20 protein-coding genes are annotated in these 24,327 nt (G+C 73.0%); 11 read left to right on the forward strand and 9 right to left on the reverse strand.

Features of this window, described 5'->3' with window-relative positions:
• The first annotated feature begins 103 nt into the window (after positions 1-103).
• Positions 104-610, forward strand: coding sequence for a GNAT family N-acetyltransferase (locus ACQEVZ_RS03925; RefSeq protein WP_344505663.1), 507 nt, complete (start codon positions 104-106; stop codon positions 608-610).
• A 34-nt stretch (positions 611-644) separates the two neighbouring features.
• Here ACQEVZ_RS03925 and ACQEVZ_RS03930 read toward each other — a convergent pair whose 3' ends face one another.
• Positions 645-1,262 carry a DUF4386 domain-containing protein gene (locus ACQEVZ_RS03930; protein WP_354896082.1) on the reverse strand — a complete coding sequence of 206 codons (618 nt, stop codon included), beginning with the start codon at positions 1,260-1,262 and terminating at the stop codon, positions 645-647.
• Positions 1,263-1,407: 145 nt separating this feature from the next.
• Here ACQEVZ_RS03930 and ACQEVZ_RS03935 point away from each other — a divergent pair, with 145 nt between their 5' ends.
• Both ACQEVZ_RS03935 and ACQEVZ_RS03940 read left to right on the forward strand, forming a co-directional pair.
• Positions 1,408-4,134 carry a BTAD domain-containing putative transcriptional regulator gene (locus tag ACQEVZ_RS03935; protein ID WP_433361404.1) on the forward strand — a complete coding sequence of 909 codons (2,727 nt, stop codon included), beginning with the start codon at positions 1,408-1,410 and terminating at the stop codon, positions 4,132-4,134.
• Positions 4,134-4,805 (forward strand): hypothetical protein, encoded by a 672-nt coding sequence (locus tag ACQEVZ_RS03940; protein WP_433361407.1) that lies wholly within the window; start codon positions 4,134-4,136, stop codon positions 4,803-4,805. Before ACQEVZ_RS03935 ends, ACQEVZ_RS03940 begins: the two co-directional genes overlap by 1 nt.
• Here ACQEVZ_RS03940 and ACQEVZ_RS03945 read toward each other — a convergent pair.
• Positions 4,795-5,139, reverse strand: coding sequence for a hypothetical protein (locus ACQEVZ_RS03945; RefSeq protein WP_433361410.1), 345 nt, complete (start codon positions 5,137-5,139; stop codon positions 4,795-4,797). The two genes, ACQEVZ_RS03940 and ACQEVZ_RS03945, sit on opposite strands and share 11 nt — an antisense overlap.
• 33 nt (positions 5,140-5,172) lie before the next feature.
• On the opposite strand from ACQEVZ_RS03945, the gene ACQEVZ_RS03950 reads away from it, so the two are divergent.
• The 7 genes from ACQEVZ_RS03950 (at position 5,173) to ACQEVZ_RS03980 (ending at position 11,460) form a co-directional block, all read left to right on the forward strand.
• Positions 5,173-5,763, forward strand: a complete 591-nt coding sequence (locus ACQEVZ_RS03950; RefSeq protein WP_433361413.1) for an ArsR/SmtB family transcription factor — start codon at positions 5,173-5,175, stop codon at positions 5,761-5,763.
• A gap of 1 nt (position 5,764) precedes the next feature.
• The gene (locus tag ACQEVZ_RS03955; protein WP_433361416.1) at positions 5,765-7,039 is read left to right on the forward strand and encodes an MFS transporter; all 1,275 of its coding nucleotides are present in this window, start codon (positions 5,765-5,767) and stop codon (positions 7,037-7,039) included.
• Positions 7,040-7,127: 88 nt separating this feature from the next.
• On the forward strand, positions 7,128-8,306 hold the full coding sequence (locus ACQEVZ_RS03960) for a GNAT family N-acetyltransferase (RefSeq protein WP_433361419.1): 1,179 nt from the start codon (positions 7,128-7,130) through the stop codon (positions 8,304-8,306).
• A gap of 45 nt (positions 8,307-8,351) precedes the next feature.
• Positions 8,352-8,864, forward strand: coding sequence for a GNAT family N-acetyltransferase (locus ACQEVZ_RS03965; RefSeq protein WP_354896102.1), 513 nt, complete (start codon positions 8,352-8,354; stop codon positions 8,862-8,864).
• Positions 8,861-9,310: a DUF2004 domain-containing protein gene (locus tag ACQEVZ_RS03970; RefSeq protein WP_433361423.1), complete on the forward strand. Its 450-nt coding sequence runs from the start codon at positions 8,861-8,863 to the stop codon at positions 9,308-9,310. Before ACQEVZ_RS03965 ends, ACQEVZ_RS03970 begins: the two co-directional genes overlap by 4 nt.
• A 95-nt stretch (positions 9,311-9,405) precedes the next feature.
• Positions 9,406-9,870 (forward strand): uridine kinase family protein, encoded by a 465-nt coding sequence (locus ACQEVZ_RS03975; protein ID WP_433361426.1) that lies wholly within the window; start codon positions 9,406-9,408, stop codon positions 9,868-9,870.
• Between the two features lie 27 nt (positions 9,871-9,897).
• The gene (locus tag ACQEVZ_RS03980; RefSeq protein WP_433361429.1) at positions 9,898-11,460 is read left to right on the forward strand and encodes a TIGR03086 family metal-binding protein; all 1,563 of its coding nucleotides are present in this window, start codon (positions 9,898-9,900) and stop codon (positions 11,458-11,460) included.
• Between the two features lie 6 nt (positions 11,461-11,466).
• Here ACQEVZ_RS03980 and ACQEVZ_RS03985 read toward each other — a convergent pair whose 3' ends face one another.
• From ACQEVZ_RS03985 to ACQEVZ_RS03995, 3 genes are all read right to left on the reverse strand, one after another.
• The gene (locus tag ACQEVZ_RS03985; RefSeq protein WP_433361432.1) at positions 11,467-12,141 is read right to left on the reverse strand and encodes a hypothetical protein; all 675 of its coding nucleotides are present in this window, start codon (positions 12,139-12,141) and stop codon (positions 11,467-11,469) included.
• Between the two features lie 69 nt (positions 12,142-12,210).
• Positions 12,211-12,693, reverse strand: coding sequence for a hypothetical protein (locus ACQEVZ_RS03990; protein ID WP_433361435.1), 483 nt, complete (start codon positions 12,691-12,693; stop codon positions 12,211-12,213).
• Between the two features lie 24 nt (positions 12,694-12,717).
• Positions 12,718-13,689, reverse strand: coding sequence for a serine hydrolase domain-containing protein (locus tag ACQEVZ_RS03995; protein ID WP_433361438.1), 972 nt, complete (start codon positions 13,687-13,689; stop codon positions 12,718-12,720).
• Positions 13,690-13,754: 65 nt separating this feature from the next.
• Here ACQEVZ_RS03995 and ACQEVZ_RS04000 point away from each other — a divergent pair, with 65 nt between their 5' ends.
• A complete protein-coding gene (locus ACQEVZ_RS04000; protein WP_433361441.1) occupies positions 13,755-14,384 on the forward strand; it encodes a DUF998 domain-containing protein in 630 nt (209 codons plus the stop codon).
• Positions 14,385-14,547: 163 nt separating this feature from the next.
• On the opposite strand, the gene ACQEVZ_RS04005 is transcribed toward ACQEVZ_RS04000, so the two are convergent.
• The 4 genes from ACQEVZ_RS04005 to ACQEVZ_RS04020 all read right to left on the reverse strand — a co-directional run bounded on the left by ACQEVZ_RS04005 (position 14,548) and on the right by ACQEVZ_RS04020 (position 24,320).
• Positions 14,548-18,423: a ThuA domain-containing protein gene (locus ACQEVZ_RS04005; RefSeq protein WP_433361444.1), complete on the reverse strand. Its 3,876-nt coding sequence runs from the start codon at positions 18,421-18,423 to the stop codon at positions 14,548-14,550.
• Between the two features lie 361 nt (positions 18,424-18,784).
• Positions 18,785-19,714, reverse strand: coding sequence for a hypothetical protein (locus ACQEVZ_RS04010; RefSeq protein WP_433361447.1), 930 nt, complete (start codon positions 19,712-19,714; stop codon positions 18,785-18,787).
• Positions 19,711-21,669 carry an amylo-alpha-1,6-glucosidase gene (locus tag ACQEVZ_RS04015; RefSeq protein WP_433361450.1) on the reverse strand — a complete coding sequence of 653 codons (1,959 nt, stop codon included), beginning with the start codon at positions 21,667-21,669 and terminating at the stop codon, positions 19,711-19,713. The genes ACQEVZ_RS04010 and ACQEVZ_RS04015 overlap by 4 nt, the downstream gene beginning before the upstream one ends.
• A complete protein-coding gene (locus tag ACQEVZ_RS04020) occupies positions 21,666-24,320 on the reverse strand; it encodes an MGH1-like glycoside hydrolase domain-containing protein (protein WP_433361453.1) in 2,655 nt (884 codons plus the stop codon). Before ACQEVZ_RS04020 ends, ACQEVZ_RS04015 begins: the two co-directional genes overlap by 4 nt.
• Between the last annotated feature and the right edge of the window lie 7 nt (positions 24,321-24,327).

Raw genomic sequence — 24,327 nt, forward strand, 5'->3', positions numbered from 1 at the left:
GAGCCCGCGCCCGCCGCCCGGCGGGGCTGAAGGACCGCGCCCACCCCTAGGGTTTCCCGGCAAAAACAGCGACACCGGGGCCCGGGTCGATGACGATGGGCGGATGGCGATGGTGGTACGACAGGTACAGGCGGGCGACGGCCCCGGGCGGGCACGGCTGTGGCAGGAGAGCGGCGCGTTCTTCGCCGGCCTCGACCCGGCCACCGCGCAGGAGCCGCAGACCGACGGGCTCGTGGAGTGGCACGAGGAGCTGCACGCGCGGTATGCGGACGACCCGACGGTGCTGATGCTGGTCGCCGAGCAGGACGGGGACATCGTGGGGGCGGCGGTCGCGCGGGTCGAGGAGCCGCTGCCGACCGCGCACTGGCAGCTGCAGCGCGACCTCGCCCACCGGCGGGTCCACGTCGACGCGCTGACGGTGGCCGGCGGCGCCCGCCGCGGCGGGGTCGGGTCCGCGCTGATGGCCGAGGTCGAGCGGTGGGCGGTCGAGCGCGGCGCGGCGGCGATCATGCTGGAGACCGGCGTGGACAACCCGACGTCGATGCCGTTCTACGAGCGGCGCATGGGCTACACCCGGCACGAGGTCGTGTTCCGCAAGGACCTGCGGTGACCGCCGGCCGCGCTCGAAGCAGCCGAGCCGTGGGTCAGCCCGTCGGTGTCCGGAAGCCCTTCACGAGCAGCCAGACCGCCAGGACCATCTCGTTCACCGCGAGCGGGACCACCAGCGCCGCGTGCGCGGGTGACGCGGTGGTGAGGCCCCCGAACATCACCAGGCCGGCGTCGGTCACGTACAGCGCCACCCCGGCCAGCGCCCAGCCCGGGAGCCAGCGGGGGACGAGCCGTGACCGGAAGAGCACGACGTTGAGCAGCAGCGCGCTGAGGCAGAAGAACAGCGCGGCCGGCGCGTAGCCCCACGTGTCCTGCGTGTCCAGCACCGACCGCACGGCCGGGTCGAGGCCGCCGTCACCTGCCGCGACCAGGATCAGCGGCCCGAACGCGGCCGGCAGCAGCAGCACCACCTCGACCGTCCGCGCCACCACGTAACCGACCGCGGAGCTTTCGCTGTACACCTTGAGCACCGGGAACAGCGCCGCCGGGATCATCGCGATCGCTCCGGCCATCACCAGCACGGCGAGCGCGCCGGCCGACTGCCGGTGCGCGCCGCCGCCGGTGCCACCCCCGAGCAGCGCCGCGCTGATCACCCCCGCGACCGTCGCGGTGATGAAGAGGGCGCCGGTCACCCGTGCCGCCGTTCGATGCATGTCGTTCGCTCCTGTCTCGTCGGTGCGCCCATGCTCGCGGCCGCCGGTGTAGAGCGGGTGTGCGTCCGGTTGGGGAACGGGGTTGCCGCCGGTTCGCGGCGCGTGGCAAGCTCGCCGCACGTCGTCGGCCCGTGGGAGCAGCGCTGTGGTGCGGATCGGTCTGCTCGGTGGGGTGCGCGTCACCACCGACGACGGCGAGCCTGTCGACATCGGCTCCGCGAAGACCCAGACGCTCCTGGCCGCGCTCGCCCTCTCCCCCGGCACGCCGCTGCCCCGGTCGCGCCTGGTGGACCTCGTGTGGGGCGACGACCCGCCCCGCACCGCGCACAAGACCCTGCAGTGGCACGTCGCGCAGCTGCGCAAGGGGCTCGGCGGGCCGGCGATCACGCGGGTCGGCGACGCGTACCGGCTGGACGTGCCGCCCGACGCCATCGACGTCGCCCGCTTCCGGCGGCACGTCGGCGACGGCGACCCCGGCGCCGCGCTCACCCACTGGGGTGGTTCGCCGCTCGCCGGGCTGGACGCGCCCGGGCTCGCCGGCGCGGTGGCCGGGCTGACCGAGCAGTGGGCGGCGGCCGTCGAGGCCGACCTGGAGCGCCGCGCGGCGGCGGACCCGCGTGGTGTCGTGCCCGCGCTCACCGAGTTCGTCGAGCAGCACCCGCTGCGGGAGCGCGCGTGGGCGGTGCTGATGACGGCGCTGTTCCGGGCGGGGCGCCAGGCGGACGCGCTCGCCGCGTACCGGCGCGCCCGTCATCACCTCGTCACCGAGCTCGGCGTCGAGCCCGGCCCCGAACTGCGCGCCGCCGAGGCGCAGATCCTCGCCCACGACGAGCGGCTCCGCGGCGCCGCGTCCTCGACCGCGCTGTTCGGGCGCGACCAGGACCTGGCGGCGACCCTCGACGCCATCGCCGCGGCGCCGGTCGTGACGCTGGTGGGGCCCGGCGGGATCGGCAAGACCCAGCTCGCCCTGGCGGCGGCGGGCGCGTCCGGGGGCGACCACTGGTTCGTCGAGCTGGCCGGGATCGTTTCGCCGTCGGATGTACCGCAGGCCGCCGCCGACACGATGAACCTTCCGCACCGCCCGGGGCAGACCCTCACCCAGTCGATCGTCACGGCCCTGCGCACCGGTCCCGCGCTGCTGGTCCTCGACAACTGCGAACACGTCCTCGACGGCGCCGCCGCCCTCGCCCAGGCCGTCGCCGCCGGCTGCCCCGCCGCGCGGGTCCTCGCCACGTCGCGGGAGCGGCTCGGCCTGTCCGGTGAGCGGGTCCTCGCCGTCGGCCCCCTCGCACCGCACGCCGCCGTGTCGCTGTTCCACGCCCGGGCCACGGCCGCCGACCGCACCTACGACCCGCAGGCCCACCCGGCCGCCGTCGCGGAGCTGTGCCACCGGCTCGACGGCATCCCCCTCGCCATCGAGCTGGCCGCCGCCCGCACCGTCAGCCGCCGCCCGCCGGATCTCGTCGCCCGCCTCGACGACCATCTGCGCGCCACCGGCGCCCGCCGCACCGGCACCCCGCGCCACCGCACCCTGCGCGCCGCCGTCCAGTGGTCGTTCGACCTGCTCACCCCCGCCGAGCAGGTCCTGTTCCAGCAGCTGTCGGTCTTCGCCGGCGGGTTCGACCTGCCGGCCGCGGTCGCCGTGACCGACGTCGCCGACGTTGCCGACGTCGACGACGTGCTCGCGGACCTCGTCGGCCGGTCGATGCTCACGGTCGCGTTCGGCCCGGACGGCAGGCGCTTCCGGCTGCTGGAGACCATGCGGCAGTTCGCGGCCGAGCGGCTGCGCGAGCGCGGGCACGCCGACGTGGTCGCCGCGCGGCACGCCCAGTGGTGCGTGGGCGCGGTCGGCGCCGTCCACCGCCTGCTCACCGGCCCGGACGAGGCGCTGGGCGTCGCCCGGCTCGCCGAGCTCTGGCCGGACCTGCGCTCCGCGGTCGTCCGGGCCCGCACGACCGCGGACGTCGCCCTCGCCGACGCGCTGGTCCGCCCGCTCGTCACGGAGCTGCCGCTGCGCGGCCGGCAGGAGCTCGGCGACTGGGCCGAGCACATCCTGGACCTCACCACGGCGCACGACGGTGACCTGCGCGCGTTCTGGCTGCTCTGGGCCGCCGAACGGCACACGCAGCAGGCCGACCCGGACGCCTACCGGCGCCTCGCGGACCGGTACGCCGCACCGGACCTGCCGCTGTGCCGCTGGGCGTCCGCCTACGCCACCGGCGACGGCCCGGGGCTGCGGGAGTGCCTGCCGGACGCGGTCGGCGCGCTGCACCGGCAGGACGAGCCGTTCCTGGCCGCGTTCCTGAGCATGACGTCGGCGGGGCCGCTGCTCGGCATCGGCCGCTTCGCGGAGGTGGACGCGGCCGTCGGTGCGCTCGCCGACCGGTACCGCGGCGCCGGCCCGCCGACCCTCCTGCACTGGGCGCTGCAGACCCTGGCCTACTCGGCCGCGTTCCAGGGCCGCTCCGACGACTCGTCCCGCTACTTCGACGAGGCCGCACGCGTCGACGTCCCGCCCGGCACGCTGTCGGCGAACGCCACCGCCGAGGCCCGGTCGGCGTTCCGGCGCGGGGAGCGGCAGCGGGCGCTGCGGCTCCTGCTGTCCTATGTGGACGAGCTCATCGACACCGCGAACGTCGTCGCCGCGAGCGTCGTGTGCATCGAGTTCGTCAACATGACCGCGGCCCTCGGGCTGCTCGCGGAGGCCTCCCGCATGTACGGGTACCTCGCCTCGGCGAACGACTTCGGCGCGATGGCCGCCCGCACCCTCGTGCCGATGGCGTCCGAGCTGACGGTCGACGCCGCGGCGCGCATCGACGACCGCACCGCGCTGCTCTACATGCGTGAGGTGCTGACCGGCCTGGTGACCTGATGGACCTGCGACCGTCGGAGCTGGCGCTGCGGGACTGGGTGCGGACCCGCCTCAACACGTCCATCATCCGCGAGATCGCCGCCCTCGACTACGGCATGCGGGTCGACGGGCACCGGCGCGCGATCGAGGAGCTGCTGGTCGCCCGGCGCCTGCCCGACGAACTGGAGTGGGAGCCGGGCGAGGTGCTCTCGCTGTGCGCCTCCACCCCCATCGCCGACCGCCACCCGGTGCCCGGCTCCGCCGGCTGGCGCGCCCACGTCGCGCGGCTGTTCGCCTGCACGATACTCACCCGCACCGGTGAGGCCGCCCACCTCAGCTCGCTGGTCGAGTCGGCGCTGGACCTCGGCCCCGAGGCGACCGCGCAGGCCGCGCGCTTCCTCGCCTGGTGCCGCATCCACACCCCGGGCTGCTGGCGCGACGAGCCCGTGTCGCGGCCGTTCCTCACGTTGGGGCTGCTGCTGATGTACGACGACCCGCGGCTGCGTGACGAGTTCGCCGACGAGGTGCGCGCGGCGGTCCCGATCGAGCTCTGGTGGGCCGACGACACCCCGTCGGCGCCGCTGAAGGAGGCCACCGGCGGCCCTGCGTGGCGGGTCTGGCGCTCGCTCGTCGACCGCCACACCGAGCACGCCCTTCTGCGGTCGTGGTTCCGGCTCGACGTCAGTCGCTGACCCCGAGGTGCGGCAGCCAGACCCGGCCGCCCGCGAGGACGACCAGGTCGACGTAGGCCGCCTCATACCAGCCGCGACACTCGACCGTGAGCTCCCACGCCTCGGCGCCGCCCGGCCACAACCGCGCCAGCAGCGCCGTCACCCACGCGGCCAGCCCGTCGGCGACCGCCCGCGGCGCCGCCGTCCCGGCCCAGGCGTCCGGCTGCCGAGTCGGCACGAAGAACCCCGGCAACGCCGCACCGACCACTGTGGACCAGTCGACCGGCGCCAGCCCGGCGACCGCGCAGTCCCGCGGCAGCAGCGCCTGCACGCTCGCCGGGACACCGCCGGCCACGAGGGGCGCGTCGTCAAGCGTGAACGTGCACGCGTGGTCGGCCTCCTCCAGAAGGTCCTCGAGGACGATCCGGTGACCATCCGGGCGCTGGCCCACCCACTTCGGATCAAGCTGCACGAGCTGGTCGGTCGGCAGGGCCCGACAACCGCGGCGCAGGCGGCCCGGCAGCTGGGCGTCAGCCAGGCGTTGGCCTCCCACCACCTGCGTCAGCTCGCCAAATACGGCTTCGTCGAACCGGCCGACACCACCAACAACCGGGACCATCCGTGGCAGGTCACCGCCACGTCATATTCGGCGGCACGGACCGGACAGGACGAAGCCAGTGCCGCGGTCGACGTCCTGGACCAGATGGTGGCCGAGCGCGGCGTCGAACACCTCGCCGCGTGGCACCGCCGCCGCGACCAGTACGACCCGCGATGGCAGCGCAACGCCGGCGTCGCCCAGAGCCTGGTCTACCTGACGGTCGAAGAGTTCACCGAGCTGCATGAGGCGCTGGACGCCCTGATCACCCCACTCGTCGAACGGCGCCGCCTCGGCGAACACGCCGCCCGGCCCGCCGACGCCCAACCGGTGAACCTGACCTTCATCAGCGTCCCGGTCGAACCGACCGACACCGACGGCTGAGATGCGCACGCTGTGGCGGGTACTGACCCGCTACCGCGACCTGCGGCTGCTGCTGTCGGCCGGGCTCCTCTCGCTGACCGGTGACTGGATCCTGCGCACCGGCCTGGCCTACCACGTCTACGCACTGACCGGCTCCACCCTCGCTTCGGCCGCCACTCTGCTGGCCGCCCTACTCCCGCAGATAGCGCTCGGCTCGCTCGCCGGGGTCTACGCCGATCGGTGGGACCGCCGCCGCACCATGGTCGTCACCAACCTGCTCCTGGCCATCGGGTTGCTGCCACTCCTCGCTGTCCACAGTAGAGACCAGGTCTGGATCATCTACCTGGTCACCGTCGCGCAGAGCAGCCTCGCTCAGTTCTTCATCACCGCCGAGGCAGCCATGGTGCCCCACACGGTGCCGTCGTGTGACCTCGTGACCGCCAACGCGCTCAACGGACAGAACCGCGACATCGCCCGGCTGGCCGGCGCCGCGCTCGGCGGTCTCGCCGCCGGGCTGGGCGGCATCACCGCACTGACCCTCATCGACATGGCCGGCTTTGCCGTCGCCGCGGCGATCATTGCCCTGATCCGCCACCCGGCCGGTCCCGCGTCTCGACCGGCGCCAGCACACCATGCGATCCGCGAGCTCACCCATGGCGCGCGAATCGCCACTCACCACCCAGCGCTGCGCCTCCTCCTCCTTTTCGTGCTGATCATCGGGTTGGGCGAGGCGATCATGGGCACACTCATGGCCCCGTTCGTCCGCGACATCCTGCACGGCGATGCCGAAACCTACGGTCTGATCCTGTCCAGCCAGGCCGTCGGCGGCATCATCGGCGGACTCACCGTCGCCGCCGCTGGAAACCGCTTCTCGCCACGCCACCTTCTCGGCTACGGCGCCCTCGCCTTCGGCGGGCTGGACCTGGCGCTGTTCCTCTACCCGCTCCAGACCCAGGCGCTCTGGCCGGCGTTCGTCCTCATGATCGCCATCGGACTGCCCGGTGCTCTCACCATCACCGGCCTGTTCACTCTGCTCCAGACCACCACCGACGACGCCCACCGCGGGCGGATCTTCGGCCTCGTCAACGCGATCCAAGGTGCCGCGATGCTCGCCGGGACACTGGCCGCCGGCGTCTTCAGCAGCCAGCTCGGCATCATCCCTGTCATCGCTTTCCAAGGCGTCGGCTACTGCGCCGCCGGCGCACTCATGCTGCTGTTCTTGACCCGAGCAACCAATCCGACACCCCAACCATCAACCACGCCAGCAGCATCACTCGATCAACCAACGCCCGAATGACGCGACGTTGCCGCTGCCGCATGGGCCGTACGAAACCCCGATTGTGGGTGTCCAGTACCCGTACCACGGGCGCGGTACGGTGGGCGGCGTGGAGCTGGCCGGTGGACTGGTGGTGCGGGCGGCGCGGCCCGCGGATCTCGAACAGATCGGGGTGCTGCTCGCCGACCGTGGTGAGCCCGCCGACCGGCAGGACCACCGGCTGGTGGTCGAGGACGCCGACGGTGGGTTCGACGCGTGCGGGGTGGTCGTCGACGGGGACCGGGTCGTGTCGACGGCGACGCTGCTGGACGAGACCGTCGTCCTCGGCGGGGTGGCGATCCCGGCGGGGCAGGTGGAGCTGGTCGCGACCGACCGCGAGTACGAAGGGCGCGGGCTGGTCCGGGCGCTGATGGGCTGGGCGCACGAGCGGTCCGCCGCCCGCGGGCACCTGCTGCAGGTGATGATCGGGATCCCGTACTTCTACCGGCAGTTCGGCTACCAGTACAGCATCCCGATCCCGCACAGCAGAGCGGTCCACACCGTGCCGGCGATGCCCGCCGGGTGTGCGGTGCGGGCCGCGGGGCCGGACGACATCGCGGCGATGGCGCGGCTGCAGGACGCGGTGCAGCGTGCGTACGACGTGAGCATGCCGCACTCGCCGCTGTGCTGGCGGGCGCTCGTCGCACGGGCGGGCAGCAGCCAGGTCGTCGTGGAGCGGGCCGGGCGGATGATCGGCACGGGCCGGGTCACGCCGCCGGACGAAGGCGTGGTGCTGGGCGAGGTCGGCGCCACCGAACCGGACGCGGTCGCCGCGCTGCTCGCCCACGCCGCCACGCTCGCGGGCGGCGAACCGTTCTCGGCGAAGGACCGCGGCGGCCTTCTCCACCCGTACCTCGCGCCGCCCTCACCCGAGGCGAACGACTACTACCTGCGCATCCCCGACGTCGCGGCGCTGCTCGACCGCCTCAGGCCCGTACTGTCGGCGCGCCTGCGCCACCACGACGGCGAGGACGACGTCGTCGTGTCGTTCTTCCGCCGGCACGTCCGGCTGCGGCGGGCCGGCGGCGCGGTGACCGAGGTCGTCGCGGGCGGCCCGATGCAGGGCCCCGCCTCGCACGGCGGCGCGGGTGTGGCGCCGGACCTCGTCGGGCCGCTGCTCTTCGGCCCGCACGGCATCGAGGGCCTCGCCGCCTGGCACGCCGACGTCTACCCCGGCCCGAACGCCGACCTGATGCGGTCACTGTTCCCACCGGTGACGGCGGACCTGCTCACGTTCTACCTGCCGTGACGAGACCCCGGCCGGTGGGTGGCCGCGAAGGGGTACGGTCGGCGGGTGCCCGAACTCATCGCGCCCGATGCCGGCCTGCACAGCGCCTGGCTCGAGGCGCACGCGGAGTGGGGCCCCGGCACGCACGAGGACGGGTTCGGTCTCGCACCCACCGACGACGTGCACTCTCCCGCCGGCTTCGCCACGTGGGTCGCCCGCCTCGCCGCTCGCTCGGTGCCGGACGGTACGGGCCGCCACCGCTGCCGGCACCGCTGGATCGTCGAGGACGGTCGCGTGCTCGGAGCGATCGCGCTGCGCCACGGTGACGACGACTACGTACGGTGGGCCGGCCACATCGGGTACGGCATCCGCCCCACCGCCCGGCGGCGCGGCCTCGCCACGTGGGCGCTCGCCCGCACCCTCGCCGACGCCCGCGGCCTCGGCCTGACCGGGCTTTTCACCGTGTGCGCCGTCGACAACGAGGCCTCGGCGAAAACCCTGGAGCGCGCCGGCGGCGTCTTCGAAGGCATCCGCGACACGCCGTTCGGGCCGGTCCGCCGGTACGGTTTCGCGTCATGACTCCGCACACCCTCACACACCCGGTCTTCGGCACGGTCGAGTTCGACCCGGCCGGCCGGTCGTGTCAGTGGGAGACGACAACTGGCACGGTCCGGGTGGACCTGACGTTCGACGGCGCCACGATCTGCGCCGCGACGCTGGACCAGGTCGCCCCATTCGTGACCGAGCTCGCCGCCTTCGACACCCGCGCGCGTGCCGCCATCGAGGACGACGTCGACGCGGTCCTCGACGACTACCTCGACTTCGACGGTGCCGAGGCCCTGCCGCACACCACCCCGGACGCCTTCCCGGCGGCGCTGCGCCTGGTCCGCGTCGGCCTGTACCCCGGCGACCCCGAGACCGGCGCGGTCTTCGACTACACCCTCGACCCTCACCTCACCGACCACCTCGTCGCCGTCCGCTTCGGCCCCGGCCGCACGGTCGACGACGTCGCGGTGGAGAGCTGACCGGTCGCGGGGGTGAGGCCCCGATCCTGGCCATCGCCGGCCCGGCGGGCTCGGGCAAGTCCACCATCGCCGACGCCACGGCCGCCCTCCTCGGCGTGCCGGTCATCCGCCTTGACGACTGCTATCACACCGATCCCGCCCTGGCACCGGCGCTTCCCAGGTACGACGGACCAGGGCGTGTCGTCAACTTCAGCGACCCGGCCGCCATCGACCCTGGCCGCCTGCGGCGCTACCCCGCCGAGCACTCGGACGGGGCGCTTGTCATCGTGGAAGGCATCTTCGCCCTGACGCTGCCGCAGCTGCGGGCCGCCGCCCGCTGGAAGGTGTACATCGACACCCCACCGGACATCAGCATCGCCCGGAAGACGCTGCGCAGAATCGCCGAAGGCCGCGACCCCGCCCTCACGCTCCGCGGCTACCTGGAGCACGGACGCGCCGCGTACCTCACCCACATCGCCCCGGGCAGACACGTTGCGGACCTCGTCGTCGACGGCACCGCCGCCGTTGCCGAGGCCGCCTCCGTGATCGTCCGGCATGTTCGGCCGGCGGCGGCCGGTTGACTCTCCCATGGTGGGAGAGTCGAAGGTGTGGGAGTGGATGGCGACGGGTTGTGGAGCATCGGGGAGCTGGCGAGGCGGACCGGGCTGCCGGTGAAGGTGGTCCGGCACTGGTCGGACATCGGGGTGGTGCCGGCGACGGGGCGGAGCACGGGCGGGTACCGGCGGTTCGACGCACAGGCGCTCGCGCGGCTGGAGCTGGCGCGGACGCTGCGGGAGCTGGGGCTCGGGATGGCGGCGATCCGGGAGGTCGTCGACCGGGAGCGGAGCATCGCCGAGGCGGCCGCCGTGCACGCCGACGCGATCGAGGTGCAGGTGCGGTCGCTGCGGTTGCAGCAGGCGGTGCTGCGGTCCGTCGCGCGGCGGGCCGCGACCGCCGAGGAGCTCGCCGAGCTCAGCCGGCTGGCGCGGCTGTCCGCCGCGGAGCGCACCGCGGTCGTGCACGGGTTCGTGCAGGAGGCCGTCGGCGGGCTGGACGTGCCGACGTACCGGGAGGGGCTGCTCGCGGCGACGCCCGACCTGCCCGAACAGCCGACCGACGAGCAGCTCGACGCGTGGCTCGAGCTCGCCGCGCTGGTACGGGCACCCGCACTACGGGTGGCGCTCGCGCGGATGGCCGCGTACGCCGCCGAGCACGCGCCCGGCGAGCACGGCAAGGAGGACCTGGCGGCGGTCGAGCGGCTCACGGACCTGTGGGTGGAGCGGGTCACGGCGGCGATGGACGCGGGTGTCATGCCCGACTCGCCCGCGGCGGACCCGGTCGTCGCCGGCATCGTCGAGGCGTGGATCCCGACGCAGGCCCGCACCGGCCTGGACGTCGGCGGTGACGGCGAGGCGGCGCGGGCGGGGCTGCTGGAGCAGTTGGAGGTCGCCGCGGACGCCGGGGTCGAACGGTACTGGCAGCTGCTCTGCGTCATCAACGGCTGGCCGGTCCGGCCCAGCATCGCCGCGCCCGGCCGGTGGCTGACGACCGCACTACGGGCGAACCCGGCACCCGGCGCCCGTACCGCCGCCATCGCCGCGGTCCTGGAGGAGGACGGCGACCCGGAGGCGATGCTCGCCGCCTGCGAACGGGTCCTGGCGGCGGTGGGCGCGATCGTCGCCGAGGTGCCCGCCGACCGGTTCCGCGACGGCACGCCGTGCGCCGGCTGGGACGTACAGACGCTGCTGAACCATCTCGTCTACGAGAACCTGCTGTGGACCGGCCTCGCCGCCGGCGCGCCGCGCGGGGACTTCGACGCCGACCATCTCGGCGGCGACCACGTCGCGGCGTTCCGGTCCGCCGCCGCCGGCACCCTCGCCGCGTTCCGGCGGCCGGGGATGCTGCGGGAGCGGTTCGGGCCCGCGCCCGGCTGGCGGCTGGTCGAGCAGGTCGTCATCGAGATGCTCGTGCACGGCTGGGACCTGGCCCGGGCGCTCGGCCGGCCGACGGACCTCGTGCCGGACGTCGCCGAGGCGGTGCTGCCGGCGGTACGGGCGATGTACGGCGACCTGCCCCGTACCCCCGGCGGGTCGTTCGGCCCGGAACAGCCCCCGCCCGCGGGCGCGACGGCCGCGGACCGGCTCGCCGCCTACCTCGGGCGCCGCCTCTGACGCGGGTCAGCCGCCCTTCTGCTCGGTGGCCGGCGGGCGCAGGCGCACGGCGACGATCGTGGCGCCCTTGCCGTCGTACGCGGTGATGAGCGGATACCGGTCGTCGGGCAGCGGCGTGGTGCGCCCCTCGCCGGCCGGGACGTTCTGCGGGATGGGCTTGCCGTGCCGCTGCACCCAGAAGATGGTGACCGCCGGGTTCCTGCTCCACTTCGCGTACTTCGCCTCGACCGTCTTTCCCTCGGCCTGGCTGGTGACGCGGGTGGCCTCGGCCCACACGGCGCCGACCTCGACGAGCGTGCCGTCGGGCGTGACGCACTGCATGAGCCCGAACACCCGCCCCGGCTCGACCGGACCCCACTCGGCCATGTACCCGGTGCCGCCGGCGCAGATGGTGTCGACGCGGACCTCGCCCGTACCGGTGTCACGCCACGCCTGGTCCAGGTACGGGCGCTCCGGCGCGCCCCAGAAGTACAGCACCATCTCCTTGCCCTTGATCACGACCCCGGTCGGCACGGTGTCGCCGACGGGCAGCGCGCTGGGATTGACGGTGATCGGCACCGGCGACGGCGTCACGGGGCCGCCGGCCTGCTCCCCGCCGGTCTTCGCCGCGCAGGCGGCCACCCCCACGACCATCAGGCAGGTCGCGACGACGCCGCTCACCGCGATGACAACCTTGCGCATGCGAACCTCCTCGGCCGTGCCCCGTGCATCCATTGACGAGGTGGTGGCCGTCGATGGTTGCATCGACCGTTACTGGTCGCCGTGCATCACCAGTACGAGAGAAGCCGTCGGTGCCGTCTCGGTCGTCCGCACGCACCACGCGGCGAGCAGCTCCAGGGAGTCGGCGAGCTCCTCGCGGACGTCGTAGGCGTCCTCCAGCGGGTCGCCGTCCGGGTCGATGAACGCGTCGTCGGGCAGCTCCTCCAGCCGCTCCCGCCAACCGCTCGCCTCGAGCTCGGTGGTGAGCGCCGCCGGCGGCAGCTCCGTCACCACCGGCCACGCCGGCCCGCCGACGTTGGACGTCCCCCAGAGCTGCGCGAGGGTCGGCAGGCTCAGCGCGTCGAGGACCGGCCGCCAGTCGAGGAACATGGTCTCCTGCAGCCAGATGGTGCGCTGCTCGTACACCGGGACCCCGATGGAAACGACGACCTCTGCGAGCGAGGCGCCCGTGCCGCCCTCGGCCGCCAACCGGTCCATGGCGACGGCGAACCCGCGCACCTGACGCTCCGACACAACCTGAACGATAGCGTCCGGGCGTCACGCCGGCGCGGGCAGGAGGACCTGGTCCAGCAGATTGAACGGGGTCCGCCACTGCTCGGGGTGGTCGTAGTTGCCGGCGGTGACCGCCACGACGAGGTCCAGCTCCGGCACCACCGCGAGGCGCTGCCCGCCGTTGCCGGCGGCCTGCGCCACCGCGCGGCCGGCGACGGACTCGAGGTACCACTGGTAGCCGTACCCGGCGCCCCAGTCGGTCGTGCACCGCGGCTCCAGCATCGCGCGGATCCACGCCCCGGGCACGATCTGCATGCCCTCATGCGTTCCCTGGTGCAGGACGACCTCGCCGATCCTGGCCAGGTCGCGCGGCGCGAGACGCAACCCCGACGCCGCCGACGCGACCCCGTCCATGCCTTCGATCCACTCGAACCGCTCGATGCCCAGCGGCTCGAACAGCCTGGCCCGCGCGTACTCCGGCAGTGGCCGGCCGGTCCCGTCGGCGATCAGCCGGCCGAGCAGGGCGCTCGCGCCGCCGCAGTACGCCCACCTGGTGCCGGGCGGCTCCTGGATCGGCCGCTCCAGCACGTACCGGTACCGGTCCGGGGCCAGCTCCATCGCGATCTCGGCGTTGGCCGGGCTGTCGTACGGGATGTCCTCCCGCCACTCGAGCCCGAGCGTCATCGTCAACGCGTGGCCCACCGTGAGCCGCGACCGCTCCGGGTCGGCGCCGAGATCCCCGTACTCCGGAAACTGCCGCAGCAGCGGCGCGTCAGGCTCGGGCACGCACCCCTCCCCGAGCGCGATCCCGTACAGCAGCGCCGTCACGCTCTTCGTCACCGACCGCAGGTCGTGCAGCGTGTCCGGCCCGAACTCGAGCACCCCGAGCGACCGGTTCCAGCTCCGGTCCGCCCCTCGCCCGTAGTACTCCAGGACAGTCTCACCGCCACGCACCGCCACGACCCCGTGCAACCCGTCGAGCTGCCCGGCCTCAAGCGCCTCGTCCAGTGTCACCATGCGCACAGGCTTAGCACCCCCAGGCCCCACATTTCGACCCCGCGGCCCGTGGCAGGCTGGAGGGGATGAAATCGGTCGGGGCGTTCTCAGGGCTGGGCGTGCTGTGCGTCGCCGCGTCGGTCGTGTTGTACGGGCTGCTGCACGTGCTGCCGCCGTCGGCGGGGCTGGACTGGACGAGCCGCACGATCAGCCAGTACGCGCTGCTGTCCAACGGCTGGGTGTTCGACGTGGCGACGCTGCTGCTCGCGGCCGGATCGGTCGCGGTCGTGATGGCGCTGCGGCGGGCCGGGCTGGTGCGCCGGGGCGCCACGGTGGCGCTGCTGCTGTGGGTGGTGGGGCTGGTCGGCGTGGTCTGGTTCGAGAAGCACAACTGGGCGTCGGGGCCGTCGCTGAGCGGGGACGTGCACCGCGCGGCGAGCCTGGTCGCGTTCCTCAGCCTGCCGGCCGGCGCGCTCCTCGCGGCGGCGCCCTGGCTGCGCGACACCGCGGCGCGCCTCGTCGCGCTCGGCGGGGTGGTGTCGCTGCTGTGCTTCTCGCCCATCCTGTGGGCGCTGGTGTCCGAGTCGTGGACCGGGGTGCGCTGGTGGCGGGCGATCCCCCTCGGCGGCGTGGAGCGCGCGCTCGGCCTCGCCGAGGTCGCGACCGTCCTGCTCCTGGCCTGGTGGGCGGGGCGCGCCACCCGCCAACGGGAGTGAGACCCGCTACCGATCTCGTTCCGTCTGGCGCGGCCGGCGCCTAAACGTCGTCGGGTATGGCGGGGGCGCCGGTTCCAGTCGTTGATGCTGCGCCGACCCGGATCTGCATAGCGGGCGCGGGGACCGCCGACGATCCCCGCGCCCGGTTGTGCCGTTCACACCGCTAGCTGGCGTACACCTCGAACTCCAGCAGCGAGTAGCCCCACGCCGTGGCGCGGGTGGTGCCGTTGATACGCACGTAGCGGCCCGTGGCGGCGAGGCCGGTGTTGTCGTCGACGCCACCGTCGCCGCCGGTCACGGAGCGGACCGTCGTCCAGTTCGTCCCGTCGGCCGAGGTCTGGATCTGGTACGCGGAGCCGTACGCGGCCTCCCAGGTGAGCTTCACCCGGCCGATCGCGTACGACTGGCCGAGGTCGACCCGGATCCACTGCGGGTCCGCGAAGGCACTCGACCAGCGGGTGGTCAGCGAGCCGTCGACGGCCGCCGATGCCGGGGTCCCGGCGTTCTCGACGCTGGACGCCGTCGCCGGCTTGTTCAGCGCGAGGTTGGTGGCGGGCGGCTGGGTGACCGTCCCGCCGTACACCTCGAACTCGAACAGCGAGTAGCCGTAGGCCGTGCCGCGCGCGGTGCCGTTGATGCGCACGTAGCGGCCCGTGCCGGTGAGGCCGGTGTTGTCGTCGACGCCACCGTTCTCGCCGGTCACCGACTTGATGGTGGTCCAGGTCGTGCCGTCGGCGGACGTCTGGATCTGGTACGCCGAGCCGTATGCCGCCTCCCAGGTGAGCTTCACCCGGTTGATGGAGTACGACTGGCCGAGGTCGACCCGGATCCACTGCGGGTCGGAGAAGGCGCTCGCCCACCGGGTCGTCAGCGAGCCGTCGACGGCCGCCGACGCCGGGGTGCCGGCGTTCTCCACGCTGGACGCCGTCACCGGCTTGTTCAGCGCCAGGTTCGACGACGGCGGCTGGGTCGTGCCGGAGGTGAACGTGAAGTCGTCGATGTCGAACAACGACCCCGCGCCGCCGGTGAACACCAGGTACAGCGCAGATGTGCCGGACGGTGGGCTGATCGTCCCGGTGACGTCGACCCAGGTCTCCCAGCCGCCGGTCGGGGCGACCTGCACGGTGCCGGCCACCGGGCCGGTCGGCGAGCCGGTCCGCACGGTGATGGTGCCGCCGGTGCCGGCCGAGGCGACCCGCGCCTTGAAGGTGTTGGCGCCGGCCAGGTTGTAGGTGTTGAAGGAGATCCAGTCGCCGTTCTCGATGTAGCCGACGGCGTTGCCGCCGTGCGCGCTGGCCTTGGCGGCGAGCTGGACGCCGTTCATCGTGTTGTAGTGCTCGGCCTGCCGGGTCCGTGGCTGCAGCTGGTGCTGGTCCTGGACCGCGGTGCCGCTGACCGGCGTGTACACGGCGGCCATGACCCCGAAGATGTTCGAGCTGGGGTCGTGCTCACCGTCCACTGTGGTCTGGATCGACCCGGTGCAGCCGTTCTTGCTGGTGATCGGGTGACCGTGACTGTCGTGGCCCAAGACGTAGTTGACCACGACCCGGTTGCAGTCGATGGTGCCGGCGTTGGGATCGGTGACCCTCACCTCGAACGGCACCAGGTCGCCGAACTGGAACAGCGAGCCGTCGGCCGGGGTGATGAGCTGGATCGTCGGCCTGCCGACCCCGACGACGACACTGGCCGTCGCGGTCCTGCCGCCGGTGTCCCGCACCGTCAGCGTCGCGGTGTACTCGCCGTTCGTGGGGTACGTGAACGTCGGGTTGGCCGCGGTGGAGTCGGTGCTGCCGTTGGTGGTGAAGTCCCAGGCGTACGTGATCGCGTCGCCGTCCGGGTCGTTGCTGCCGGCCGAGCTGAACTGCACGGTCAGCGGCGCCGCCCCGGAGGACGGGGTCGCCGCGGCCTGGGCGATCGGTGCCCGGTTGCCGCCGCTGTTGTACTCGATGCGGTAGAGCGCCGAGTTGGCGTCGCCGCCGAACCAGGTGGTGCCGTAGTCGAGCACGTACAGTGCGCCGTCCGGCCCGAACTCCATGTCCATGATGGCGGTGCCGGTCCACGGGATCTGGGTGATCGCGCCCGCCGTGCCGTTGGCGTTGATGGCGGCCGCCTTGATCCAGCGGCTGGTGAACTCACCGAGGAAGACCTGGCCGTTGTACTGGGCCGGGAACTTCACGTCGGAGACCAGGTTCGGGTTGAAGTTGTAGACCGGGCCGGCCATGGGGCCGCCGCCGCCCAACTCCGGCCGCCACGGGCCCTGTCCGCCGTACGGCAGCCAGGCGGCCTGCGACGCCGGCAGGGTGGTGATGCCGGTGTTGTTCCGCGAGTTGTTCGTCGGCCCGCCGGCGCAGTTGTACGGCCCGGACGACGGCCCAGTGGGGAACGTGTACTCCTGGTACGGGGTGTTGTAGTTGGAGCAGTACGGCCAGCCGAAGAAGCCCGGCTGGGTGATCCGCTCGAACGAGACCGTTCCCGCCGGCCCTCGGTTCGGGTCGGCGGATCCGGCGTCGGGGCCGTAGTCGCCGAGGTAGACGACCCCGGTGGCCTTGTCGACGCTCATCCGGAACGGGTTGCGGAAGCCCATGGCGTACACCTCGGGCTTGGTGTTCGGTGTGCCCGGGGCGAACATGTTGCCGGCCGGGATGGTGTACCCGCCCGTGGCGCCCGGCTTGATCCGCAGCACCTTGCCGCGCAGGTCGTTGCTGTTGCCCGAGGTGCGCTGCGCGTCGTAGGCGGGGTTGCGGTCGGCCCGCTCGTCCAGCGGCGCGTAGCCACCGGAGTCGAACGGGTTGCTGTCGTCGCCGGTGGACAGGTACAGGTTGCCGGCGGCGTCGAAGTCGATGTCACCGCCGACGTGGCAGCACAGCCCACGGCTGGTCGGCACGTCGAGGATCGTCACCTGCGAGTTCGGATCGATCGTGTAGTCGTCCCGCACGGTGAACCGGGCCAGCTTGTTGGAGCCGTTGAACGGGGCGAACTGCGCCGCCGTGCCGGTGGACGGGGCGTCGCCGGCCGGGGTGCTGAGCGGTGGCGCGTAGTAGACGTACACCCACTTGTTGGTGGCGAAGTTCGGGTCCGCCTTGATGCTCTGCAGACCCTCCTCGTCGTGGGTGTAGACCTGCAGCGTCAGGGCGACCTTCGTGTTGCCGTTGACGTCGGTGTACCGGATGACGCCGTCGCGCGCGGTGTGCAGCACGCCCCGGTTCGGCAGGACGGTGAGGCCCATCGGCTCGCCGGTCTCCGCCACGCCCTTGGCCAGGTTCACCTGGCTGAACGTGCCGACGGCGGACTGCACCGAGCAGTTGCCGATGTTCTGCGCGGCGTACTTGATGCCGCCGAGCAGGTGGGTGCGGAAGTTCGCCTCGGTGTAGCTCTCCTGGGTGTGGCCGAGGCCGGTGTACCAGGAGCGGCCGCCGTCATAGGCGCGGCACCACGAGATCGGGTGGTCGCCGTTCATCGTGCCGCCGGTGTACGTGGCCTCGTTGAGGTTGGCCAGGACGTGCACCTGCGAGCGCGGGTTGGTGCGGTAGTTGTACAGCTCGTCAGTGCGGTTCCAGTTCGCCGGGATGCCGGCGTTGGACGGGTGCGCGGTGTCCTCGATGCGCACCGTCACCGGCTGGATCGCCGGGTGGCTGGAGAAGTAGGCGCCGACAAGGTTGCCGTACCAGGCCCAGTCGTACTCGGTGTCGGCCGCCGCGTGGACGCCGACGTAACCACCGCCGGCGCGGACGTACCGCTCGAACGCGGCCTGCTGGTTGGCGTCGAGCACGTCGCCGGTGGTCGACAGCCAGATGACCGCCTTGAAGCGGGCCAGGTTCGTGTCGTTGAACTGCGTCGCGTCCTCGGTCGCCTCGACCGTGAAGTTGTTCTGCGTGCCCAGTTGCTGGATCGCGGTGATCCCGGCGGGGATCGCGTCGTGCCGGAACCCCGCGGTCTTGCTGAAGATCAGCACCGAGAAGTCGGCCGCGAATGCCGGGGCGATGTTGAAGCCTGCCGCGGCGAGCACGAGGGCGACGCAGAGCAGCACTCTGCGGAACATGATCGGTTGCACCTCTCCTACGAAGAAAGCAGCGAACGACGTGCGCCGATCACGTCCGATCCCTGAAAGGGCTTCCGGTTCGCGGGCACGGTGAAGTGCCGCCCGCTCCGGCGGGTGGATGGGGGTGTCACACGGGCGTCGATGCCACGCGAAGGGCCGCACACCATGCGCCTCGCCGAAGGTCGCACGGTGCCGCGGTGGTGTCCGTCGCCATTGGCGGTGGCGATCGGACCTGTTGGGGGGCGGGGGTTACTCCTTCCACCCCGGCGGGCGCCCCAGAGAGCGCTCTCTCACCGAGGTGCCGATCAGTTAAGCAGACTCGCCACCCCGTGGCAACGGTTCTGCATAGACCACCGTTTATTCAGCCGGCGGCCTGCGCCGGTGGCGCCGGGATGACCCGCAATGACCAGGTCATCGAGAACCATCCCTTGTCCTCGTCGGCGACCGCGAGCCGGGTCCCGTCGGCGTTGAACGCCACGCCCAGGAAGCGCCCCCGGGCGATCCGCTCGAACCGGCCGTCCTTCACCAGCCACACGCCCGCCTTGCCGTTGGCCTCTCCGGCGAGCACGATCCGGTCACCGTGCACGGTCAACGCCGAGGGCGCCTGCACGGCCCGGGCCACCGTCCGCGCCGGTCCGCGCCCGACCCGCCGGCACACGGAGTAGACGGGGAAGACGGACTCCGGCCCCGGCGCGTCGGTGCCGCACCGGGTGGTCAGGTAGACCAGCGAGCCGTCGGCGGCCACGTCGCCGAGCATCGCGTCGGGCTCGCCCAGACACGTCGACGGCAGCTCCCTCGCCGGAAGGTTCTGCGGGCAGGAGGGCGTCGGGTAGTACACCATGCCCTCGCCGCCCGACCAGGCGACGCCACCGGAGTGCCCGACCTTGCCGACGACGGTCGACCGCCCGGTGTCGGCGTCCCATCGCACGACCGCCGCGGAGGCGTCGGCGCCAGTACCCCGGCAGGACATGACCAGCCCGAGCTCGTGACCGCTGACGGCCAGGACCTTCCGCAACCGGGACTTCAGCCCGCGCGGGTCCGGGCAGTCCGGGTGTTCGACCGTCACCTGTTCCGGACGGCCGCCGTCGCGGACCCGCATCAACCGCGGCGGGGTGTCGGAGCCGTCCTCGCGCTGCGCGAGGTAGTAGACCGTCTCGCCCACCCAGACCGGGCTGGAGTACTGATCCGCGTCCGACGAGACCAGCTCCTGCCCTCGCCCACCAGCGCAACCGGCGGCGGTCGCGAGCCCGAGGACCGCGACCGCCGCGACAATGCGACTGAGGATCGTCACCGGCCCACCCAGGTACCGCCTTCCAGGGCGCGGGCGCGTAGGAGCTCGGCGACCGACCAGGCCTGGAACGGGCAGCCGGTGGCGGCGTGCGGCGCGTCGCCGTCGGCGGTCTCCGACACCGAGCCCAGGCCCCACTCGCTGAGGTGCAGCTCCAGGCCGTCCAGGACGCCGGTGGTGCCGGCGCCGGTACGGCGGGCGGCGTCGACGAACGGGCCGATCAGCCACGGCCAGACGGTGCCCTGGTGGTAGGCGTGGTCGCGGTCCGGCGGGCCGCCGCGGTGCCGGCCGTGGTAGCCCGGGGAGCCCGGGGCGAGCGACCGCGGGCCGATCGACGTCAGCAGCGTCGCCCGGCACAGCTCCACGATGTCCGGATCCGCCGCCGGTACGTGCGGCAGCCCCACCGCGAGGAGCTGGTTGGGCCGGATGGATGGGTCGTTGCCGGCCGGACCGTCGACCACGTCGTACAGGCCGAGCCCGTCGGGGCGGGTGAAGCGGTGCTCGAACGACGCGGCGGCCCGCGACGCCGCCGCGGACCAGTCGTGCCCGCGGCCGATCCGGTCGAAGAGGGCGGCGGTGCTCGCCAGGCCGTTCACCCACAGGGCGTTGATCTCGACCGCCTTGCCCTGGCGCTCGGTGACGGGGACGCCGTCGACGCGGGCGTCCATCCAGGTGAGCGCGAACCCCGGCTTGCCCTGCATGAGCAGGCCGTCGGCGGGGTCGGCGGCGATGCCGAACCGGGTGCCGCGGCGGTGCAGGTCCAGCACCTCGTCCATGGCGCCGGCGAGGGCGGCCACGGTGTCCAGGTCGCCGGTGACCTCGGCGTACCTGTCGATGGCGCGCAGGAACCACAGGGCCGCGTCGGCGGTGTTGTATTCGAGGGTGCCGGTGTCGGCGGTGTTGGCGAGCATGCCGTCGGACACGGTCGCGCCGGCGCGGAGCAGGACGCGGCGCGCCTGCTCGTGGCGGCCGGTGGTGAGGAACAGCCCCTCGAACGACGTCATCAGGTCGCGGGACCACTCGCCGAACCACGGGTAGCCGGCGACGGCCGACGGGCCCGTCGGCGTCTCGATGACGAACTGGTCGGCGGCGATCGCCAGCTGCCGCCCGACGGCGTCGCCCCCGCCCAGCGCGACGGCACGGCGCCGGGCCGCGGCGACGATCTCCATCGCCGACGGCGTCCCGCCGTCGATGAACGCGGCCGGCATCCCACCGGCGAAGGTGGTCGGCACCGCGTCGGCGGCCGGCTCCCCGGTCGCGAAGGCGGTCACGGACGCGGTCTCGCCGGGTGCGAGCGTGGCGGTGAAGCGGCCGGCGGCCCACAGGTCCTCGTCCGGGTTCAGTCCGCGGGCGGCCTCCTCGCGGGCGTGGACGCCGCGGTACCACTCGCCGCCGGGCCGCCACGACGGGCCGGCGACCCGGTACACGCCCTCGAACTCGAACCCGCCGGCGACCGGCGTGACCTGCGGGTCGCCCCACGCGTGGCGCTCGCCGTGCGCGTCCCGCCAGGTGCACAGCGGGGTGAGCTCGAGCTCGACCGGGCGCGGGGCGCGCAGGACGCGGAACACGACACCGACCGCGGACCGGCCGTGCGCCATCGCGATCTCCCGCTCCAGGACCACGTCGCCGAGGTCCCAGCGCCAGCACGGCACGCCGTCGACGAGCCGGAACTCGGCGAGGTGCGTGTGGCCGGCGGGGTCCACGGCGCCGCCGGCCCACTCGTCGGTGGCGAGCCGGAAGACCCGCTCGCCGGCCCGCACGACCGGGTCGAGCGCGGCGAGGCCGAGGCTCCGGGAGGCGGCGCCGGGCGCCGCGACCACGAGCAGGCCGTGGTAGCGGCGGGTGCGCAGGCCGGCGACGGTGCCCATCGCGTAGCCGCCGAGGCCGTCGGTGACCAGCCACTCGCGGCTGGCCGCCGCGTCGAGATCGCCGCACACCTGGCGGCCGAACCTGATCATGAGCGGACCTCCGCCTGGTGCGCCGACGGGCGCGCGATCATCTCCGCCAGCAGGCCGGTCCAGCCGGTCTGGTGGGTGGCGCCGAGCCCGGCGCCGTTGTCGGCGTGGAAGTACTCGTAGAACAGCAGGTTGTCGCGCCAGTGCGGGTCGTGCTGGAACTGGTCGATCCAGCCGAACGCCGGTCTGCGGCCGTCGGGACCCCGCCGGTACAGCGCCAGCATCCGCTGACGGAGGTCCTCGGCGATCTCACCGGCCGTGCACTGCCGCCCCGACCCGGTCGGGTATTCCATCTTCACGGCGTCGCCGAGGTTGGCGTGGTAGTCCTCCAGGGTGCGCAGGACGAGGTAGTTGAGCGGCATCCACAGCGGCCCGCGCCAGTTGGAGTTGCCGCCGAACATGCCGGTGCTCGACTCGGCGGGCTCGTAGCCGACGGTCGCGGTCCAGCCGGGCAGCTCGACGCTGAACGGATGGTCGGCGTGCCACTTGGACAGCGCCCGCAGCCCGTACGGCGACAGGAAGCTCTGCTCGTCGAACAGGTGCGGCAGGATGCGCCGGGTCCGGCCGTGCGCCGCGACCCCGACGCCGACCATGCCGTCGGTCCCCGGCACCACCTGGTGCTCGGGCATCGCGGCGAAGCTCTTGGACAGCCGGCGGACGCGGGCGAAGTCCTCCTTCGGCAGCGCCTTCGTGGCGAACAGCGGGATGACGCCGACCATCGACCGGACCCGCAGCGGCTCGCTGCTGCCGTCGGGACGGCGCAGCATGTCGTAGTAGAAACCGTCCTGCTCGTCCCACAGGTCGTTGTCGTGCATCGCCTCGGAGATCAGCGCGAAGTGTTCGAGGAACTTCACGACGAGGTCGTCGAACGCCGGGTTCTGCGCGGCCAGCTCGCGGGCCATCTCCAGCAGGTTCAGGCAGTAGAACGCCATCCATGCCGTCGCGTCGGACTGCTCCAGCCGATACCCCGGCGGCAGATGCGAACGGTCGATCGGGCCGATGTTGTCCAGCCCCAGGAACCCGCCCTCGAACAGGTTCCGCCCCTCCTCGTCCTCGCGGTTGACCCACCAGGTGAAGTTCAGCACCAGCTTCGAGAAGACGCGGGTCAGGAACTCCAGGTCGCGCCGGCCGTCGATGTTGTACACCTGCAGGGCCGCCCACGCCTGCACCGGCGGGTTGAGGTCCTCGAACGCCCACTCGTACGCGGGGATCGCGCCGTTGGGGTGCTGGAACCACTCCCTGCACAGCAGCAGCAGCTGGTACTTGGCGAACTCCGGGTCGAGGTGCGCGAGCGCCACCGCGTGGAACGCCGAGTCCCACGCGGCGAACCATGGGTACTCCCACGGGTCGGGCATCGACATGATGTCGGACGCGTCCAGGTGCCGCCAGCCGGCGTTGCGGCCGTGCCGCCGGCCAGGGGGTGGCGGCGGCTGCCCTGGGTCGCCGCTGAGCCACTTCGCCACGTCGTAGTTGTAGAACTGCTTGCCCCAGATCATCCCCGCGAAGCCCTGCCGCATGATCATCGCGTCTTCGTCGCTGGTGCCGGCGGGGGCGAGCTCGGCGTAGAAGGTGTCGGCCTCCTGCTTGCGCTGGTGGAGGACCTGGTCGAACGCCGGCCCGAACGCGTCCGGGGCGGCGTTCGGCGCGAGCCGCAGCGACAGCTCGACCGTCTCGCCCGGCGCGACCGTCACCTGATACCAGAACGCGGCCTTCGTGCCCTCGTGCGCGGGGTTGACGGTGGCGGCGCCGTGCACGACGTGGTCGTTGATGCCGTCCTTGGGGAACGCCGCGCCGGACGGCACGCCGTAGAGCCGCTCCGTGTTGGTGTCGTTGTCGCAGTACAGCTGCCGCGGCATCGACCCGTCAGGACCGGGTGCTGCCTGGAGCACCATCGACCCCATGCCGATCGTGTCGCCGCCCGCCGTGGCCAGCCGCGGCTTCTCGCCGCCCTCCTCCCACGACCACGTGTTGCGGAACCAGACGGTCGGCAGCACGTGCAGCGTCTCCGTCTCCGGCCCCGGGTTGGTGATCCGCACGCGGATCCGCATGTCGTCGGGGTCGGCCTTGGCGTAGTCGGCCTCGACGATCCAGAACCGGTTCTCGTCGAAGATGCCCGTGTCGAGCAGCTCGAACTCCGGCTCCTCCCGCGACCGGCGCTGGTTCTCGCTGACCAGCTGCTCGTACGGGAACTGCCGCTGCGGGTAGTGGTACCGCCAGCGCAGCCACGAGTGGCTCGGCACCGCGTCGAGGTACCACCAGTACTCCTTGGCGTCCTCGCCGTGGTTGCCCTCGTTGCCCGTGAGGCCGAAGATGCGTTCCTTCAGGATCGGGTCGCGCCCGTTCCACAGTCCGAGGGCGAAGCACAGGCGCTGCTCCACGTCGCAGATGCCGCCCAGGCCGTCCTCGCTCCACCGGTACGCCCTGGACCGCGCGTGGTCGTGCGGGAACGCCTCCCATGCGGTGCCGTCGCCGCTGTAGTCCTCGCGGACGGTGCCCCAGGCCCGCTCGCTGAGGTACGGTCCCCACCGGTACCAGGGATTGGCGTGCTCCTTCAGGGCGGCCGGTGCCCGCCCGGCGCCGGCTGAGGTCTGGCCGGGGGTGTGATCGGGGTTGTGATCGGGGGGTGCCATCCGCTCCCGCTCCGGATTGCTCATGCTGCCA

The sequence above is a fragment of the Dactylosporangium sp. CA-152071 genome (assembly GCF_050936335.1).
GTDB lineage: Bacteria > Actinomycetota > Actinomycetes > Mycobacteriales > Micromonosporaceae > Dactylosporangium > Dactylosporangium maewongense.